General features: G+C 43.6%; 17 protein-coding genes and 3 tRNA genes. 2 read left to right on the forward strand and 18 right to left on the reverse strand.

The features are described from left to right. Positions 1–476 precede the first annotated feature (476 nt). The 3 genes from Q4574_RS00005 to Q4574_RS00015 form a co-directional block, all read right to left on the reverse strand. Entirely contained in the window at positions 477–1,064 is a 588-nt protein-coding gene (locus Q4574_RS00005) for an HAD family phosphatase (RefSeq protein WP_303470031.1), read from the reverse strand. Positions 1,065–1,636: 572 nt separating this feature from the next. Beyond that, positions 1,637–2,695, reverse strand: coding sequence for a quinolinate synthase NadA (nadA, locus tag Q4574_RS00010; RefSeq protein ID WP_303470033.1), 1,059 nt, complete (start codon positions 2,693–2,695; stop codon positions 1,637–1,639). A 91-nt stretch (positions 2,696–2,786) separates the two neighbouring features. Beyond that, positions 2,787–3,953, reverse strand: a complete 1,167-nt coding sequence (locus Q4574_RS00015; RefSeq protein WP_303470036.1) for an acyltransferase family protein — start codon at positions 3,951–3,953, stop codon at positions 2,787–2,789. A 106-nt stretch (positions 3,954–4,059) separates the two neighbouring features. On the opposite strand from Q4574_RS00015, the gene Q4574_RS00020 reads away from it, so the two are divergent. Continuing rightward, a complete protein-coding gene (locus Q4574_RS00020) occupies positions 4,060–4,971 on the forward strand; it encodes a LytTR family DNA-binding domain-containing protein (RefSeq protein ID WP_303470038.1) in 912 nt (303 codons plus the stop codon). Positions 4,972–5,094: 123 nt separating this feature from the next. Further along, the gene (locus Q4574_RS00025; protein WP_303470039.1) at positions 5,095–5,589 is read left to right on the forward strand and encodes a hypothetical protein; all 495 of its coding nucleotides are present in this window, start codon (positions 5,095–5,097) and stop codon (positions 5,587–5,589) included. A gap of 1,451 nt (positions 5,590–7,040) precedes the next feature. Here Q4574_RS00025 and Q4574_RS00030 read toward each other — a convergent pair. The 15 genes from Q4574_RS00030 to aspS all read right to left on the reverse strand — a co-directional run bounded on the left by Q4574_RS00030 (position 7,041) and on the right by aspS (position 18,027). Next, positions 7,041–7,116, reverse strand: a tRNA-Lys gene (locus Q4574_RS00030). 72 nt (positions 7,117–7,188) lie between these two features. Then, positions 7,189–7,301, reverse strand: a tRNA-Lys gene (locus Q4574_RS00035). A gap of 96 nt (positions 7,302–7,397) precedes the next feature. Beyond that, positions 7,398–7,473 (reverse strand) — tRNA-Lys (locus Q4574_RS00040). A 236-nt stretch (positions 7,474–7,709) separates the two neighbouring features. Continuing rightward, the gene (gene ybgF / locus Q4574_RS00045; RefSeq protein ID WP_303470041.1) at positions 7,710–8,480 is read right to left on the reverse strand and encodes a tol-pal system protein YbgF; all 771 of its coding nucleotides are present in this window, start codon (positions 8,478–8,480) and stop codon (positions 7,710–7,712) included. Between the two features lie 12 nt (positions 8,481–8,492). After that, entirely contained in the window at positions 8,493–9,059 is a 567-nt protein-coding gene (gene pal / locus Q4574_RS00050; protein ID WP_303470043.1) for a peptidoglycan-associated lipoprotein Pal, read from the reverse strand. 49 nt (positions 9,060–9,108) lie between these two features. Beyond that, positions 9,109–10,464, reverse strand: a complete 1,356-nt coding sequence (gene tolB / locus Q4574_RS00055; RefSeq protein WP_303470045.1) for a Tol-Pal system beta propeller repeat protein TolB — start codon at positions 10,462–10,464, stop codon at positions 9,109–9,111. Between the two features lie 3 nt (positions 10,465–10,467). Continuing rightward, entirely contained in the window at positions 10,468–11,334 is an 867-nt protein-coding gene (tolA, locus tag Q4574_RS00060; RefSeq protein WP_303470047.1) for a cell envelope integrity protein TolA, read from the reverse strand. 7 nt (positions 11,335–11,341) lie between these two features. Then, complete coding sequence (tolR, locus tag Q4574_RS00065) at positions 11,342–11,764, reverse strand: protein TolR (RefSeq protein ID WP_303470825.1); 423 nt, start codon at positions 11,762–11,764, stop codon at positions 11,342–11,344. An 8-nt stretch (positions 11,765–11,772) separates the two neighbouring features. Beyond that, a complete protein-coding gene (gene tolQ / locus Q4574_RS00070; protein ID WP_303470049.1) occupies positions 11,773–12,462 on the reverse strand; it encodes a protein TolQ in 690 nt (229 codons plus the stop codon). Beyond that, positions 12,452–12,862: a tol-pal system-associated acyl-CoA thioesterase gene (gene ybgC, locus Q4574_RS00075; RefSeq protein ID WP_303470051.1), complete on the reverse strand. Its 411-nt coding sequence runs from the start codon at positions 12,860–12,862 to the stop codon at positions 12,452–12,454. The genes tolQ and ybgC overlap by 11 nt, the downstream gene beginning before the upstream one ends. A gap of 573 nt (positions 12,863–13,435) precedes the next feature. After that, positions 13,436–14,446 carry a Holliday junction branch migration DNA helicase RuvB gene (ruvB, locus tag Q4574_RS00080; protein ID WP_303470052.1) on the reverse strand — a complete coding sequence of 337 codons (1,011 nt, stop codon included), beginning with the start codon at positions 14,444–14,446 and terminating at the stop codon, positions 13,436–13,438. Between the two features lie 155 nt (positions 14,447–14,601). Further along, positions 14,602–15,225 (reverse strand): Holliday junction branch migration protein RuvA, encoded by a 624-nt coding sequence (ruvA, locus tag Q4574_RS00085; protein ID WP_303470053.1) that lies wholly within the window; start codon positions 15,223–15,225, stop codon positions 14,602–14,604. A 51-nt stretch (positions 15,226–15,276) separates the two neighbouring features. Further along, a complete protein-coding gene (gene ruvC, locus Q4574_RS00090; RefSeq protein ID WP_303470055.1) occupies positions 15,277–15,798 on the reverse strand; it encodes a crossover junction endodeoxyribonuclease RuvC in 522 nt (173 codons plus the stop codon). Then, positions 15,789–16,259: a dihydroneopterin triphosphate diphosphatase gene (gene nudB / locus Q4574_RS00095; RefSeq protein ID WP_303470056.1), complete on the reverse strand. Its 471-nt coding sequence runs from the start codon at positions 16,257–16,259 to the stop codon at positions 15,789–15,791. The genes ruvC and nudB overlap by 10 nt, the downstream gene beginning before the upstream one ends. A 1-nt stretch (position 16,260) precedes the next feature. Further along, on the reverse strand, positions 16,261–18,027 hold the full coding sequence (gene aspS, locus Q4574_RS00100; protein ID WP_303470058.1) for an aspartate--tRNA ligase: 1,767 nt from the start codon (positions 18,025–18,027) through the stop codon (positions 16,261–16,263). Between the last annotated feature and the right edge of the window lie 192 nt (positions 18,028–18,219).

An 18,219-nucleotide genomic window follows, 5' to 3' on the forward strand; every position in this document is an offset into this window, starting at 1 on the left:
ACCTCTCCAAAACTTTTAAATTACTCTTCGAATATATCGCAGAGTTAACACATCCATGATGATCGGCACCCAGTCCGCACATCCATGTCCGGCCGTTCAGCCGGGCGGTGCTTCGCACCTAAAGAGGCCGGCTTCACCCACCTCTCCAAAACTTTTAAATTACTCTTCGAATATATCGCAGAGTTAACACATCCATGATGATCGGCACCCAGTCCGTACATCCATGTCCTGCCGTTCAGCCGGGCGGTGCTTCGCACCTAAAGAGGCCGGCTTCACCCACCTCTGAAAAAACTTTTAAATCGTTACCGTTTTTCGAAATTCAGTCATAAATCTGACATCCCTTGACGACGGGTGCGTATGTTAGGGAAATACGCGTCTGTAAGCAAGTAGAAAAATCAATAATCTGGCGTTTGTAGGGCTATTATCTGCCGTTATTTCATAGAGTTTAGGATAAGTGATGAATACTTGTTCAAAAATCAAGGATGTTGCACTTTTCCATTTATGACCATGATGCAGTCCATGCCAGCGTGCTCTGCTGCTTGTTTGCCTATTTTAGTGTCTTCAAATACGACACATTCATTCGCAGCTAATCCCATATTCTTAGCCGCCGTTAGAAACGTCTCACCATGGGGCTTGCCGTAGGTAACATCGGATGAGGTGACAACGGTTTCTAATCTATCCAGCAATCCGGTTTCCGATAACATACGCAATGCATTTTCGCGATCTGCGCCCGTTCCCACGCCCATTTTAAGTTTACCTTCGTAGCGTTGCATAATCTGAAACGTATCATCAATAACCGTTAGGGTTTCGTCTAGACCTAGCCAAATTTCACGTTTCTTTTGGGCAACTTGGTCTAAATCTCGGTCCAATCCATATTTTTCATTTAGAATTTTCACGATTTCCCGCGTTGGAACACCTCCTAGGGAGTAAATAAAGTCTCCATCACAGGGAATATCAAAGATTTCACAGGTTTTTTGCCACGCCGTGGCATGGGTTCCCATAGAGTCGATTATGGTGCCATCCATATCAAAAACGATCCCTTTGTACTGACTTAAATCGACCATAATGTAATCCTATTTTTTGATTTTGAACGGTAGCATGGTCTTTTGACCATTGGATGACAATACCCGCTCTCGGGGCTAAAGCCGCCGACTACAACGTTACCTGTAGCATGGTCTTTAGGCCATGGGGTGACAATTCGTCCTCTCGGGGCTGAAGCGCCCGACTACAGGTTGTGAATATCCCTCTCTCGGGGCTAAAGCCGCCGACTACAACGGTGCCTGTAGCATGGTCTTTAGGCCATGGGGTGACAACACCCTCTCTCGGGGCTGAAGCCGCCGACTACAGGTTGTGGATATCCCTCTCTCGGGGCTAAAGCCGCCGACTACAACGTTACCTGTAGCATGGTCTTTAGGCCATGGGGGGACAATTCGTCCTCTCGGGGCTAAAGCACCCGACTACAGGTTGTGGATATCCCTCTCTCGGGGCTAAAGCACCCGACTACAGGTTGTGGATATCTCTCTCTCGGGGCTAAAGCACCCGACTACAGGTTGTGGATATCCCTCTCTCGGGGCTGAAGCACCCGACTACAGGTTGTGGATATCCCTCTCTCGGGGCTGAAGCCGCCGACTACAGTTTAGGCGTTGCCGGCTACTTTCATTTTTAATTCTGCGGCGAAATCGAGCATACGATTTAGCGGCACCAGGGCTTTTTGTCTGAGGTTTTCGTCTACAAAAATTTCGTGTCCACTATTATCCATCAACGAATCATAAACAGCTTTTAAACCATTCATTGCCATCCACGGACAGTGGGCACAGCTTTTACAGGTCGCGCCATTGCCAGCAGTTGGGGCTTCATAAAATGTTTTATTCGGTGCCAATTGCTGCATCTTGTAAAAAATGCCTCGGTCAGTGGCAACGATGAATTTTTCGTTATCTAATTTTTGAGAGGCATTAATCAATTGGGTGGTTGAACCTACGGCATCAGCCATCTCAACTACACTTGCGGGTGACTCAGGGTGCACCAATACAGCTGCATCGGGATGCAGATGCTTCATATCATTGAGGGCTTTGGCAGAAAACTCGTCGTGCACAATACACTCGCCTTGCCACATCAACATGTCAGCACCGGTTTGTTTTGCAATGTAGGCGCCTAAGTGACGATCCGGACCCCATAGGATTTTTTCGCCCATGGCATCCAAATGTTCAACAATTTCTAGGGCAATACTCGAGGTAACTACCCAATCAGCTCTGGCCTTAACGGCTGCGGAAGTATTGGCATACACCACGACTGTGTGATCCGGATGAGCGTCACAAAACGCACTAAATTCATCAATTGGACAACCTAAATCTAACGAACAAGTGGCGTCTAGCGTTGGCATCAACACGGTTTTTTGTGGACTGAGGATTTTTGAGGTCTCCCCCATAAACTTCACACCCGCGACGATAAGGGTTTGTGCGTCACTATCACGGCCATAGCGCGCCATTTCTAATGAGTCTGAAATAAAGCCACCGGTCTCTTCAGCCAGTGCTTGAATTTCAGGATCAGTATAATAATGGGCAACAAGAACGGCGTTTTTTTCAACTAATAAACGTTTAATTTCATCAGTGTAAAAAGCGTTTTGTGCTGCATTTAGTACTTCTGGTTTTGCCGGAAATGGGTAATCAATAGAATCAATACGATTCACCTGCGTCATCATGGTCTCTTATAAACAGGGTTAAGATGTCCGCGTATTATACAATTATTACAAACGAATGAAAAACCCAGTATTTTTATTTACAGTATTTTTATGATTTATTTAGTTTTAGGCCAAATAACCATCTAGTGATGGGGGTGCGTTTTACTATTTCGTAGCCTAAACCACAACCAACCATAGTGGCGAGCAATATTACAATGAACTCGATAAAAGTGGGCAAACCATAGGGTTTAAAATACCACGCAAACATAACAATCAGGGTTTGGTGGAACATATACCAAGGCAAAACAGCGTTATTAGCGTAGGTAATCAGTTTATTTTGACGGTTTAAATAGCGCCCTCCGTAACCAATCAACGTCAATATCCATGCCCACATATTGATAATAAAAATACTGCCGTAAATGCCACGAACCAACAGTGAACCTTCGTATTGCTCAGCCAACCAGGTAAAACCATCATTTCGGTCAGCAACAATAAATAAATATCCTAAAATCGCCATCCCTAAAAACCAACGACGTTTGTTAATCACAGTATTCCACCAGCAAGACTGTTGGACAAAGACATAGCCAAACACAAAGATCAGAAAATACTTCCCGTGGTTATACCAATCACTGATGAGATCATGGGTGGTAGGATAAGCAAGACGTAGCGTTAAATACACTAGCAATAACCCTAAAACAATGCAGACAAAGGCGGCACTAAACGGCATATTTTGAACAACACCCGAGCCGATGGCCTTTGTGAGCAATGGCCTAATCGCCAGTATGAGCAAACTGTAAATCCACAAGTAAGGTAAAAACCAAAGGTGATTCCAGGTGAGTAAACCAATAATCGACTGGTGTTCTTTTAATAAATCTGTATTGGGATTGATATATTCCAACCAAAACGTCCACATCCCCTCTGAAACTAAGTTCTGAGCCCGGGCCTCGATATATACCTGAGGCGCAACAATCACAAACATGCCAAATATGAGTGGTACCAGTAAACGGTTGCTTCTGAGCCTCATCAAACTGCCGATGGAATACCGTTTTTCGATTAAAGACAATGCCATCGCACTGATAAAAAACAACAGTGACATACGCCAAGTATTGGTGAGTATCATCACCTCTTGTAGCCAACGGAAAGTATGTTCACTTTTGATATGCCAACCCCAATCAAAAACATAGTACATACCAATGTGATAAAAAATCAGAATTAAAAACGCTAAATTTCGTAGCCAATCGATATCATATCGACGTGGTGAGGATATTTGTGTCATGCTTGGGTCTCGATTCTTATGGAATAAATGGGATGACTTAGCATCAACCTAAAACTTCAATAAAAACAGAGCATAATGACCATTCGAAGGGCAAAAGGGATAAGCGGTGGATTTACGGGATAAACAAAAATCAACGTGGTTTGAAAAATTCGATCAACATAGATACCTGTATAGCTATTTGTTTATCGCGGCTTATCTACTGATCAACAACAGCATTAATGCCTCTAGTGTCTGGATGGAACATAATCGTTCGAGTGATGTACAAATTCAAATATGGGAACCTTATGTATGGGAATATTCTAGTGCTTTGAGCACCCTCATTTTGTTGCCTGTTATATTCCAGTTTTTTCGTCGTTTGCCATTGCGGTTTGCCCATCTGGGTCGGCAACTTTTTATCCACTTTTTGATCACCATTTGTTTTTCCGCAGCCCATGTGGGATTGATGGTGATGTTTCGAGAGTGGATCTATTTTTTGGAAGGTGGAAATTATGACTTTTCCCCATGGTTGCGTGAATTTTGGTACGAATACCGCAAAGATGCGTGGGGTTATGTGTTCTGGCTGCTCCTATATCAAGTGATGCAGTCATTGTACGCCCGCCTCAAAGGTGAAGCGAGTTTGGTTAATAACCAAGAAGAACCTGTATCTGCAGAAGCCGACACTATATCAGCGCCCTCGCCCGCCGCAGCACCAGATTTCTTATTAGTTAAGAAGCTCGATAAAGAGTTTCTGGTCAAAGTGGATGAAATTGAATGGTTAGAATCTGCAGGGAACTATGTGAATTTGCACAAACAAGGGCGTATCTACCCCTTACGTGGCACTTTAAATGACACCACGTCGCGCCTAAATGACAAAGGTTTTAGCCGCATCCACCGCAGTTTTGCGGTGAATTTAGCAGCCATTGACAATATTCAATATCAGCCCAGTGGCGATGGCAAGATTACATTGAAATCGGGGAACACCTTGAATTTGTCGCGACGCTATAAAGATGAACTGAAAGAAAAACTCCGTTTAACCTAATATTTGATTGCCTCATTTTGACTCAACATTTAAGTAGTATCATGTACTTAATTGGTTTCTAAACCTTCGAATATCGTTGTAATATCGATTTAATTTAACTGCATTTGTGTTTACGGAATGAATATGCGCATTACCTTATTAATCTGCTTACTGATGTCCCAAGTGGCTTTTGCCAATCATTTTACTCTCGATGAATATGCCGGTGTAAAACTCGGCTCCCATGGTGACAAGGCTCTGGAGCTTCTCAAAAATTACTATCCAGAAAAAAGCTCATATGATGAAGCTCAGTCCTGTTTTTATTTAATTCCGCCCGCTGATTTCGACGGAGCCTATATTATGGTTTTAGATGGAACCGTGGAACGTTTTGAGGTGGATGAGCAAAGCTCAAAAATAACCACTCAAGAAGGGATTGGAATAGGTTCATCTAAAGCGGATGTTGTTGGGGCTTACAAAGACGTAAAAGTTTCTGTGCACCCTTATCTTGGTGAAGCAGGCGAGTATTTAGAAGTGACTTTAGACAATGGCAACGGTCTTATTTTCGAAACGTACCAAGATAAAGTCAGCAGTTTCAGATTAGGCCGTTACCCTGCCGTTTTATTTATTGAGGGTTGCGCTTAACGGCACAGCTCAACCACTATTACCGGTTTAGTTTATTCCTAGTAACCAAAACAATCTAACCACTTGGGCTTGTACACTCATCTAACGAGGTTTAGCCATTAATCTAGCCTGTGAGCTAATACATCAGCAAACGTCTCATAGCCGCCCCCGTAGCACGGTATTTAGGCCGTAGATGACAATACACCCACCCGTAACACGGCCTTTAGGCCGTGAATATGCAACCAAATAACGCGGACGCGGGACGCGGAGCACGGGGCTAAAGCCACCGCCTACAGGCCGTGGATGACAATACACCCACCTGTAGCACGGTCTTTAGGCCGTGAATGTGCAATCAATTAACACGGACGCGGGACGCGGAGTACGGGGCTAAAGCCACCGCCTACAAGCCGTGGATGACAATACATCCAACCCACACCTGTAGCACGGTCTTTAGGCCGTGAATATGGAATTAATTAACGCGGACGCGGGACGCGGGACGAGGAGTACGGGGCTAAAGCCACCGCCTACAGACCGTAGATGACAATCCATCCACCTGTAGCACGGTCTTTAGGCCGTGAATGTGGAATTAATTAACTCGGACGCGGGACGCTGGGTGCGGAGTACGGGGCTAAAGTCACCGCCTACAGGCCGTAGATGACAATACACCCACCTGTAGCACGGCCTTTAGGCCGTGAATGTGCAATCAATTAACGCGGGACGAGGAGTACGGGGCTAAAGCCACCGCCTACATGCCGTGGATGACAATCTATCCACCCCACACCCGTAGCACGGTCTTTAGGCCGTGAATGTGTAATCAAACAACACGGACGCGGGACGCGGCGCGGAGTACGGGGCTAAAGCCACCGCCTACAGGCCGTGGACGACAATACACCCACCTGTAGCACGGTCTTTAGGCCGTGAATATGCAACCAAATAACGCGGACGCGGGACGCGGAGTACGGGGCTAAAGCCACCGCCTGCAGGCCGTGGACGACAATCTATCCACCACCCACCTCTAGCACGGTCTTTAGGCCGTGAATGTGCAATCAATTAACACGGACGCGGGACGTGGAGTACGGGGCTAAAGCCACCGCCTACAAGCCGTGGATGACAATACATCCAACCCACACCTGTAGCACGGTCTTTAGGCCGTGAATATGGAATTAATTAACGCGGACGCGGGACGCGGGACGAGGAGTACGGGGCTAAAGCCACCGCCTACAACTCATCCTGCACGACTTGCATGATGTTTTGAATTTGGATGTTTAGGAATTTAACGTTGAGGATACTAATAAGATGGTGGGTCGTGCTGGATTTATTCCAGGCATCCTGCCTTCCACCCTTCGGGCAGCCTGCGGCTGTACAAATTGTTCCCGACAATTTGTCGAACGGGCTGGTTCTCATCCTGCACGACTTGCGTGATGTTTTGAATTTGGATGTTTAGGAATTTAACGTTGAGGATACTAATAAGATGGTGGGTCGTGCTGGATTCGAACCAGCGACCAATTGATTAAAAGTCAACTGCTCTACCAACTGAGCTAACGACCCATCTATTGAAGCTTTTTATGAATCCAGCAATGTGTGCTGGATTATTCCGGACATCCTGTCCTCCACCCCTTCGGGGCCATGCTGCGCATGTTCAAAACTGTTCCCTACAGTTTTGTCGAACCAGCGACCAATTGATTAAAAGTCAACTGCTCTACCAATCCTTCGGACGAGTGAACTAACGACCCATCTATTGAAGCTTCTTACTAATTCAGTAAATATTGTACTGAATTATTTTGGACTTCCTGTCCTCCCCGGAGGGATTATTTATTCTAAACTGAAATTGGTGGGTCGTGCTGGATTCGAACCAGCGACCAATTGATTAAAAGTCAACTGCTCTACCAACTGAGCTAACGACCCTTTTTCAGTTTTGTTACAGACCTCCTGCAACGGCGGCATATAATACTCAAATATCTTGTGGGTGCAACCTAAATATGAAGTTATTTTTAAACTAATTGTCTTTTCGATGAAAAACTAAGCAAGGGGAGCAAAAACGGTATGATTTATGTTCACATAAAACTGATTTATACCGCTTTCGACTCTAAAATTAATTCAAATTATTTTTCAAACTAGGGTCTAAATTGTCTATTTGAGAATTAATTCATTGCACTTAAACGAGAATTAGCCAGACGACTGGAAGCAGAATCTGGGTACTCAGACAAAACTTGTTCAAACAATTGTTTTGCTCTTGCCAAATTATCTCTGCGTTGTTCAACCACTCCTAATTTGAATAATGCATCTGCACGTTTTGATGAATCAGGATAGCCACTGACCAAAATTTGGAATTGTTCTGCCGCACTTTCCCATTGCTGTTTATTGAACAACAATTGCCCCAACCAATAGTGAGCATTTGCTGCATAGCTGGAATTTGGGTAGGTTTTGATAAATGACTGAAACTCAGGAATGGCTAAATCATATTGCTTATCACGCAAAATCAAGTTAACCGCGCGGTCATAGGCATCACTCTCACTAACATTAGTAGTAACAGGCATGTCTACTTGAGGTTGCTGTACAGGATTGTTGGTAGTTGAATTGGCCGTTGATTGTTGCTGAGTAGTCTGAGAATTCACAGCGGCGATGCGCTTATCAATTTCCAAGTACAGCTCACGTTGCCTTTCCAAAATCTTTTCAAGCTGATGATTATGCAATTCTAAAGTACCGCGCATTTCGCTGACTTCGTTTTGCATTTCATCTAACTGTTGCTGTATTCGATGCTGCATCTCTGTACGTGAATCTAAGATACGTTCTAACACTTCAACACGTTTAGTAAGGGAACCATCGTTTAAGTCTGTTACAGGCGCAGGAGCCGCATTAACTGCGGCTCCATATACTAGTAATAGACTAATCGCTTTCATGCGTTTAATCATAATGACTCTATTCTATTGATATACCAAAACACCGCGGCGATTTTGTGCAAAAGCAGATTGAGAAGTGCCATTTGCTACAGGTTTTTCTTCGCCATATGAAACCACAGACATCTGTGATGAACTTACGTTAGCATTTAGCAGGTATGTTTGTATTGATTTAGCGCGTCTTTCACCAAGAGCAATATTATACTCTGGCGTACCACGACGGTCACAATGACCTTCAATAACAATTGATTGACTTGGGTTGGCTGCTAAAAACTGAGCATGCTTAGACAATATAGCACGTGCAGATGAGGTCAAATTTGACGTATCAAAATCAAAGTAAACGACTTGATCTTGCTCTAATGTTGCCAAATCTTTAGCGCGCTGCTCAGCTTCCATTTGTTCACGTTGCTGCATCGCCATGATTTCTGCTTTTTCAGCTTCAGCATCTCTTGCTGCCTGATCAGCTGCTGCTTGGGCTGCTGCGGCTTCTTTAGCTGCTGCTTCATCAACACCATTATCTGTTGAAGTACACGCCATAACGGTCACCAATGGCAGAGTAATCACAAGACCTTTTAATACTTTCTTAAGTTGCATTTCGTTATTCCTTCTCGTTTTCGAAATTTCTAACAGTTTTTAGTTTATGTTACAAAAATGGTGACCAGCTAGGTGACTTAACCTGCCCTTCTGACACCGGCAACCTTGCCTTAAATCGTCCATCAAGTGACACCAATGATAATACCTGTCTGCCTTCGTGCAAAGTACTATAGATTATCATACTGCCATTCGGTGCAAGACTGGGTGATTCATCTAGAAATGTTTTCGTTAACACCAACATATCACCTGAGTCTACGCCTTGCTTAGCTATATGGTAATTTCCGCGGGTACGATTAACCATGACCATTTGAGTGCCATCTGGTGTGTAGGTTCCTCCAAGGTTCATATCTCCCTCAAAAGTGACCCGCCGAGTTTTACCTGTATTTAAATTTACTCGATAAATCTGAGGTTTACCACCCCGTTCTGAACTAAAGATTAAATGTTTACCATCTGGAGACCAACTTGGCTCAGTATCGATTGCGCGATTACGGGTAATCTGACGCAAACGCTTAGAGGCCAGATCCATCACGTAAATTTCTGGATTACCATCTTTAGATAAAACCATTGCCAACTGATTTCCATCTGGTGAAAACGTTGGTGCACCATTTATGCCAGGAAAGTCGGTGATCATAGTACGACTGCCTGTATAAATATCCTGAATAAATATCTGTGGTTTTTTGTTCTCAAATGACACGTAGGCTAGCTTTCTGCCATCTGGAGACCAAGATGGTGACATAAGTGGCTCATTGGAGCGCAACAAAACATTCTCATTCTTACCGTCGTAATCTGCCACTATTAATTGAAAAGGCTTAGCTTCGGTTTCTGAGTCTCTGACAATAATGTATGCAATTTGCGTCAGAAAGGCCCCTTTTTCACCGGTAAGCTTCTCATATATTATGTCGCTAATACGATGGGCGTATTGGCGAAAGTCATCACCACTGATCACCCAGCTCCACTCGTCCAGTATATGATCACGGTTAGTGACTAATTGCCCATTGCTCCTCATTTGCGTTTGACCACCGGTTATTTGACCACGGATCACGTCAAGGAGTTGTAAGCTCACTTTGAATTCATCAGCGCCTTGTTGCTGAACATGGCCGATAAGCAAGGCCTCAGCACCCGATGCAGCCCATTCACTGTAATCCACTTCGCTATCTGATTTGGGTAACTGGGGCATTTGTTGACGGTTTAATGCGAAAAATTTGCCACTGCGAGTTAAGTCTGCGGCAACCACTTCATCGATACTACTGGGTAATACAGTTCCAGCAGAAACATGAAAAGGAACAATACCAATGGGACGGGCGTTATTGACGCCTTCGGTAATGTATATTTCCAAGGTCGCGTGTGACTCCAATGAGAAACAGATGAAAAAGAGCGATAGTAAAATACTGTTTATTTTATTCATTCATTAAAAACCAAAGTTAATAGTTATATCTTTTAGATTATTGTAAACCTGTGGATCTGAAGACATCGGTAGCTCCCCAGCCCGTCGAATTGCTTGCTCGCCCGCTACACAGACAACTTTGTCGCCGCCTAAGGTGCGAATTTGAATGACAAACCCAGACGAAGACAAACGAATGTTAATTCGGCATGACTTGCCTTTCATGGAATCATCCTTATAGGTATTTTGATCAATTTTGGCATTGATCAACGCAGTATACTTTTCTGTTTCAGATAAAACCTGGCGCTGTCGTTGTTGATTCCGCGAAGCTTGTTCCATTTCCAGCTGCTCTTGCATTAATCGTTCCTGTTCGCGTAACTCAGCTTCTTCTCGTTTTTTGCGCTCGGCTTCTTTCTTTGCTTGCGCTTCTTTTTCACGCTTTTCTCTGGCTTTACGCTCTCTTTCTTCAGCCGCTTTACGTTCTAGCTCTCGTTGTTTTTTCTGTTGCGCTTCTTTTTGCGCTTTCTCTTGAGCTAAGCGTTTCTTTTCTTTGGCTTCAGCTGCAGCTTGTTTCTGACGTTTGGCATCTTCTTTACGTTTTTTCTCCTTTGCTGCAAGGTCACGTTTTCGCTGTTCAGCTTCGGCTTTACGTCTTTGAGCATCGCGTATTTTTTGCAGCTCTTTTTGCTTTTCAGCTTCTTTTTTCTGTTCAATACGTTTGAGTTGATCATTTACTGCCTTTTGATCAACCACAGTCGCTTCAATGGGCGTAAAAGTAGCGGTACTCAAATCAATCTGTTTAGGAGGCGAATGGAAGTCGACACTTATCGCCAGCAATCCGCCTAAGATAATATGTAAAACAATAGAGATAGAAATAGGGCTTAACTTAAACATGCAAAGCCTATTGTTCAGGGGACTCGGTCATTAAACCCACTGACGGCACACCCGCCCGCTGCAAAAGCACCATTAACTGCACAACATTGGCATAAGGTACTGCACCGTCGCCTTTTACAACAACAGGAGTAGTCGGCTCTTTTTTGATTTGCTGGGCAACAATTACCGCCAAATCTGTGGCTGACATTGGATCTTCTTGGTTATCCCCAACATTGATGAAGTATTCACCATCGGCATTTACCGATGCAATGATGGGCGGTTTTGAGTCATCTTGTAACGACTCTGCCTCAGCCTTAGGTAAATCGACTTTTACCCCTTGTGTTACCAGCGGTGCGGTCACCATAAAAATGATCAACAACACCAACATTACATCAATGTAAGGTACAACGTTGATTTCAGAGACTGGACGTCGGCGTTTACGCTCGTACACAACCATCGTTAAACACTCTCAGCTCGTTGTGACAGGGTTTGGCGATGGAGGATACTAGAAAACTCTTCCATAAAATTACCGTAACTGTTTTCTAACTTTTCAACTTGGTTGCTAAAGCGGTTGTACGCTATAACAGAAGGTATCGCAGCGAAAAGCCCCATGGCTGTAGCAATAAGAGCTTCGGCAATACCAGGAGCAACCATAGCTAAGGTAGCTTGTTGCACTTCACCCAATGCGATAAACGAGTTCATTATTCCCCAAACGGTGCCAAATAGGCCAATGTAAGGACTAATGGATCCTGCTGTGGCAAGAAACGGTAAATTTGCTTCTAGGTGATCTACTTCACGTGACAATGAAACACGCATCGCTCTGTATGTCCCTTCCATTGTCGCTTCGGTAGAGCTACCACTGGCTTTTCGTAAGCGCACAAATTCTTTAAACCCGGCACAAAATAAGCTGCCCATACCTTGCACAGATTGGCGAGCAGAAAGTTCTTGGTACAATTTATTTAAATCAACACCAGACCAAAATTTATCTTCAAACTTTTTGGTTTCTGATTTTGCCTGCTTTAGCACTTTTATCCGCTGGAAAATGAATGCCCAGGACACAACAGATGTTGCCAGTAATAGTAACATTACCAATTGAACTAAAAGACTTGCCTGCAAAAACAGGTCAAAGAATGACAAATTAGATGACACTTGAGATTTCCCCTAAAATGAACGCAGGGATTGCTATGGGTTTCATCTTTTGAAGATCCACACAGGCAACCCTGATTTTCGCACTAACCAAACTTAGGTTGTTCGAATTTGTTATTTGTTGTTGGAACAACATGCTAGCACGTTTTAATTCAATTATTTGTGTATTAATTTGTAAAAAATCATCGAATTTTGCGGCTGCAATATTGTCCATTTCCACCCGTTTGACGACAAAACCCACGGATTGTTCCAAAAGACTATGTTGTTCTATACCAAAACTTCTTAGCCATTCAGTTCTTGCGCGCTCAAAAAACTTTAAATAGTTAGCATAATATACGATACCACCTGCGTCTGTATCTTCGTAGTAGACGCGCACGTTAAATTTGTGAACAGGAAATGGCATCGAATTTTCTACCTCTTTAAATAACGCTAATGCTTAGTCCAGCAGACTTGAAAATAATTCAATTTAAACATCATAATCAAGATAAATATGTCGCAGTTAAAATCACTATTTTAATGGTAAATAGCTAAATTATGCAGTTAACCTCATAAAAGTGAGTTTTAGTTTTTAATAAGCATGCATAAAATCAGCATAAAATTCAACTTTTACACTAGTTTTGTTAATCCAATTTCATTTAAGAAAAATTCATTCAAAATTAACAACCACGATACATTACTTGCCAAATATAGGAATTTACATAGGAATGGAAAACCATTCAAAGTTTTCATCATTAGTTAATCTAATCTGAAAACACAATTTTTTTCAATTGTAGATTTTTTGCTGATGTATAGAATACGCCTCGTTCTCCTGACTAAGGCGACGAGCTTTCGAAGCGGTAGTCAGAAAATGTATCAATTGCTTATTGATAGATGTGTTCCCTGGAATTTTCCTTTCCAAATACTTGTTGCTTTGCCCGCGAATTTCGCGGGCTTTTTTTTGCCTCAGACTTTGTTGCCTGAAACCTAGCCTGCTTAGTTAATTCTGAGGTTTGTAGTCTTTACCAAAATGCAAGAACGCACGTTGAGACACTATGCGCCCTCTTGGGGTTCTTTGTAAAAACCCTTGTTGAATTAGAAAGGGTTCAATTACATCTTCAATGGTTTCTTTTTCTTCACCAATGGCCGCCGCCAAATTGTCTAACCCCACAGGTCCGCCCATAAACTTGTCAATAATGGTAAGCAACAACTTGCGATCCATGTAGTCGAAACCTTCTTTATCCACATCAAGCATGTCTAACGCTTCTGCGGCTACCGCTTCAGATATATCACCGTCGGCTTTAACTTCAGCAAAATCTCGTACTCTGCGCAATAAACGATTAGAAATCCGCGGTGTCCCTCTAGAGCGTCTGGCTATTTCTAACGCCCCTTGATGATGGATATTGAGATTTAAATAGTTTGCTGAACGCGTGACAATTTGAGTGAGATCTTTAAGGCTGTAAAACTCTAAACGCTGCACTATGCCAAATCGGTCTCGTAACGGCGAGGTTAACGAACCAGCGCGGGTAGTCGCTCCCACTAAGGTGAACGGCGGCAAATCTAATTTAATCGAACGCGCTGCAGGCCCCTCACCTATCATAATATCTAATTGATAATCTTCCATAGCGGGATAAAGGACTTCTTCTACCACTGGGCTCAGACGATGAATTTCATCAATGAACAATACATCATGCTCTTCTAAGTTGGTAAGCAATGCAGCCAGATCACCGGCTTTTTCCAATACCGGCCCTGAGGTAGTCTTAATACTTACCCCCATTTCATTGGCTACAATATTCGCCAGCGTTGTTTTACCTAAACCAGGCGGGCCAAAAATAAGCAAGTGATCGAGTGCATCACTTCGATTTCTAGCCGCTTGAATAAAGATATCCATTTGTTTACAAACATGATCTTGGCCTGTGTAGTCGGCCAATAACTTGGGGCGTATAGCACGGTCCACAGCTTCATCTTCGGTATCTGCCGTGGGGTGGATTAATCGATCAGCTTCAATCATGAATGTGTCTTCTGGTTAAATTCTAGCATCGGGTAAAAAGAGTAATTAGCGTGCAAGTAACCTTTTTATTGCAAGCACCTAAACCTCACTAACGAACAGTGTTTTTTTATACAGTAAATCGTAATATCTGTACAGTCTAGTTTATCTGCTCAAGGTTAAACCATTGAACGTAATGCTTCCCGGATCAGCTCTTCGCTGCTAATACCTTGGTGATACACCGAATTAATGGTTTTTGCCGCTTGTGCGGGTTTATAGCCCAAAGCGACCATTGCACTTAACGCATCTTCTTTTACGTCAGTGGGTTTCACTAAGGTGTCTTGTGGACTTTCCACCTGCATAGGCGGTAAATGATGTTTACCTTCACCTTGTTCTTCGAGCTTTTTCAATCTATCGCGCATTTCAACCACAAGTCTTTCTGCGGTCTTTTTACCGACACCTGGGAGTTTCACTAACCCAGTGAAATCATCGTGACTAACACACTGAATAAATTGCGATGCCGACATGCCAGAAAGAATAGTAAGGGCTAATTTAGGACCGACACCATTCACTTTAATTAACTCTCGAAAGAGTGCACGCTCAGATTTATCGGCAAAGCCAAACAGCAATTGGGCATCTTCACGCACCACAAAATGAATATATACAGTGGCTTCTTGACCAATTTCTGGCAACTGGTAAAAGCTTGTCATGGGTAATTGCACTTCATAGCCTATACCACCCGCTTCAATTAAAATTTCAGGGGGTTGCTTTTCTAATAGTTGGCCTCGAATTAAGCCGATCATAAACATGTCCTATTATGCTGGGTGTTAAAATTGGGTATCTAGAAAACCTTGTTACCTTAATCTACCACGTACGGTTTTACTCGCTTTTCCAGCAAGTTTAATTAAGGTTTGATAACTGTGTCCATGACACAATGCTACGGCTAGCGCATCTGCGGCATCGGCCTGCGGGGTTTTAGTGAGTTTAAGTAAGTAGGTAACCATATGCTGAACTTGAGTTTTTTCAGCACTGCCTTTGCCCACAACACTTTGTTTGATTTGTCGGGCAGAATATTCAGCCACGGGTAAATCTGCGTTGGTGGCCGCCACTATCGCAGCTCCACGCGCTTGCCCGAGTTTTAGGGCTGAATCAGGATTTTTCGCCATAAAGACCTGCTCGATGGCAAAAAACTGTGGTTGAAACTGACAAATAATTTCAGTCACACCTTTATAAATTTGATTCAATCTTGGGGCAAGTTCGTCGCCTTGAACACGTATACAGCCACTGCCGAGATAACTAAAGGTATTACCCGTTTGTTTAATCACCCCGTAACCGGTTATCCGCGAGCCGGGATCGATGCCAAGGATTATCGACATCTTTGCTCCTGCGGATCAGTTAGCGAAACATTAGGTACAAACTTTTCAATGGCTGATTTATTGGTGGGCGACCAGACTTTTTCCATGGCCAGGTGTTTAGGCAACCACTGGAAGGCAAGATGTTCTGTTAGCCGAATGGTTTCATTGCCTTGCACTTTCAATGCAAATACATGTTCGGTGTTGAATCGACAATCCGGTGGATAGCGATGCTGCCACCTCTGACGAATAGGGTATTGATTAACACTTCGACAATCCACAATCTCAAGATGATTGAGGGCGATATCAATACCGGTTTCCTCTTCCACTTCTCGAATTGCCGTTTGTAACGGCAATTCGCCGGGCTCTAAGGTACCTGTCACACTTTGCCAGAAATTAGGGTCATCTTGACGCTGCATCACAAGTACATTAGCGGCCTGGTCAAAGATGACAACTAATGCAGATTCTGGACGTTTATACGCCATATTAATCCGCTTTTTTATCCATTACCGTGGCGATAGATAGCTCTTTCAATTGCACTGGATTGGCTTCAGATGGCGCATCCGTTAACGGACATGCTGCTGTGGTTGTTTTCGGGAATGCCATCACATCACGAATTGACGTAGCCCCTGTCATCAACATCACTAAGCGATCTAAACCAAACGCTAGCCCAGCATGAGGTGGCGCACCAAATTTAAGAGCTTCTAGTAAGAATCCGAATTTTAACTCGGCTTCTTGTTCGCTGATCCCCAATAATCGGAACACTTCAGACTGCATCGCCTGATCGTGAATACGCACCGAACCGCCCCCAAGCTCTACGCCATTTAATACCATATCGTAGGCATTAGAAATTGCATTGGCTGGGTTAGCTGCAAGCTCATCAGGTGTCATGTCACGAGGTGCAGTGAATGGGTGATGTAATGCATGGAAATCGCCGTCAACCTCTTCAAACATAGGGAAATCGACAACCCAAAGTGGCTTCCATTCACCTTCTAATAGATCCAGATCTTCACCCAGTTTTAAACGTAACGCGCCTAGGGCTTCAGTTACCACATTGGCACTATCGGCTCCAAACAAAATAATATCGCCATCAACCGCACCGCAGCGTTTAACGATCCCCATAGCGACATCTTCAGTTAAAAATTTTAAAATGGGCGACTGTAACCCTTCCATGCCTGCTGCAAGGTCGTTCACTTTCATCCACGCCAAGCCTTTAGCGCCATAGATACCAACAAAACTGCCATAGTTATCAATGTTTTTGCGGGATAAGGCTGCTCCGCCTGGCACACGAATCACCGCGACTCTGCCTTTGGGATCATTAGCCGGCCCAGAGAACACTTTAAACTCAACATCTTTAACAAGATCAGCAACGTCAACCAACTCTAGCGGGTTACGTAAATCAGGTTTATCACTACCAAAACGACGCATTGCATCTGCAAAGGTCATGTGCGGGAATTCACCCAAATCAACATTTAGCATCTTTTGGAATAAATCTTTGATTAACCCCTCAGTAATCGACATCACCCCTGAGGCATCAAGGAAGGTGGTTTCAATATCAATTTGGGTAAATTCAGGCTGACGATCTGCGCGTAAATCTTCATCTCGGAAACACTTAACGATTTGATAGTAGCGGTCCATACCTGACATCATTAACAATTGTTTGAACAATTGGGGTGATTGAGGCAATGCAAAAAACTCACCTTTATGGGTACGACTTGGAACCAGATAATCCCGCGCGCCTTCTGGTGTTGCCTTGGTCAGAATTGGGGTTTCTATATCGAGGAAACCATCGTTTTCTAAATAACTTCTCACCGCGCTGGTGACTTTTGCTCTGAACTTTAAACGATCACTCATCACCGGGCGACGTAAATCTAAATAGCGGTATTTTAAACGTTGTTCTTCAGAGTTTTCTTGATTCCAATCTAATGGCAATGCCGCAGATCTATTCAGTATGGATAGACCCTTACCTAATATTTCTATTTCACCCGTAGACATGTCTTTATTGATCTGACCTTCTGGACGACTGCGGACCAAGCCCGTAATTTGTACGCAAAATTCATTACGCAGACTATTGGCAGTGGCAAAGACATCTTCCAAGTCAGGATCATACACAACTTGCACAATGCCTTCGCGATCCCGTAAATCGAGAAAGATAACACCGCCCAAATCACGACGTTTATTTACCCAGCCACATAAAGTAACTTCTTGACCTATAAAACTTGCGTTGATGTTTCCGCAATAATCTGTGCGCATGTAAAGCCTCTGTTGCCAGTTCATGACTTGTAATGTAAGTCATGTCACTTAAAATTATCGATAAAATCCGAAAGGATTGAAAAGCCGCATAGTATAAACAAATCCGCGCCAAAGCACAGTGTTCAGAACAAGATTTATGGGGGATTTTGCATCAAGCAGTGAAAAAAATGTAGCTACGGCGATTATTTTAAC

This window comes from Aliiglaciecola sp. 3_MG-2023 (assembly GCF_030548205.1).
Lineage (GTDB): Bacteria > Pseudomonadota > Gammaproteobacteria > Enterobacterales > Alteromonadaceae > Aliiglaciecola.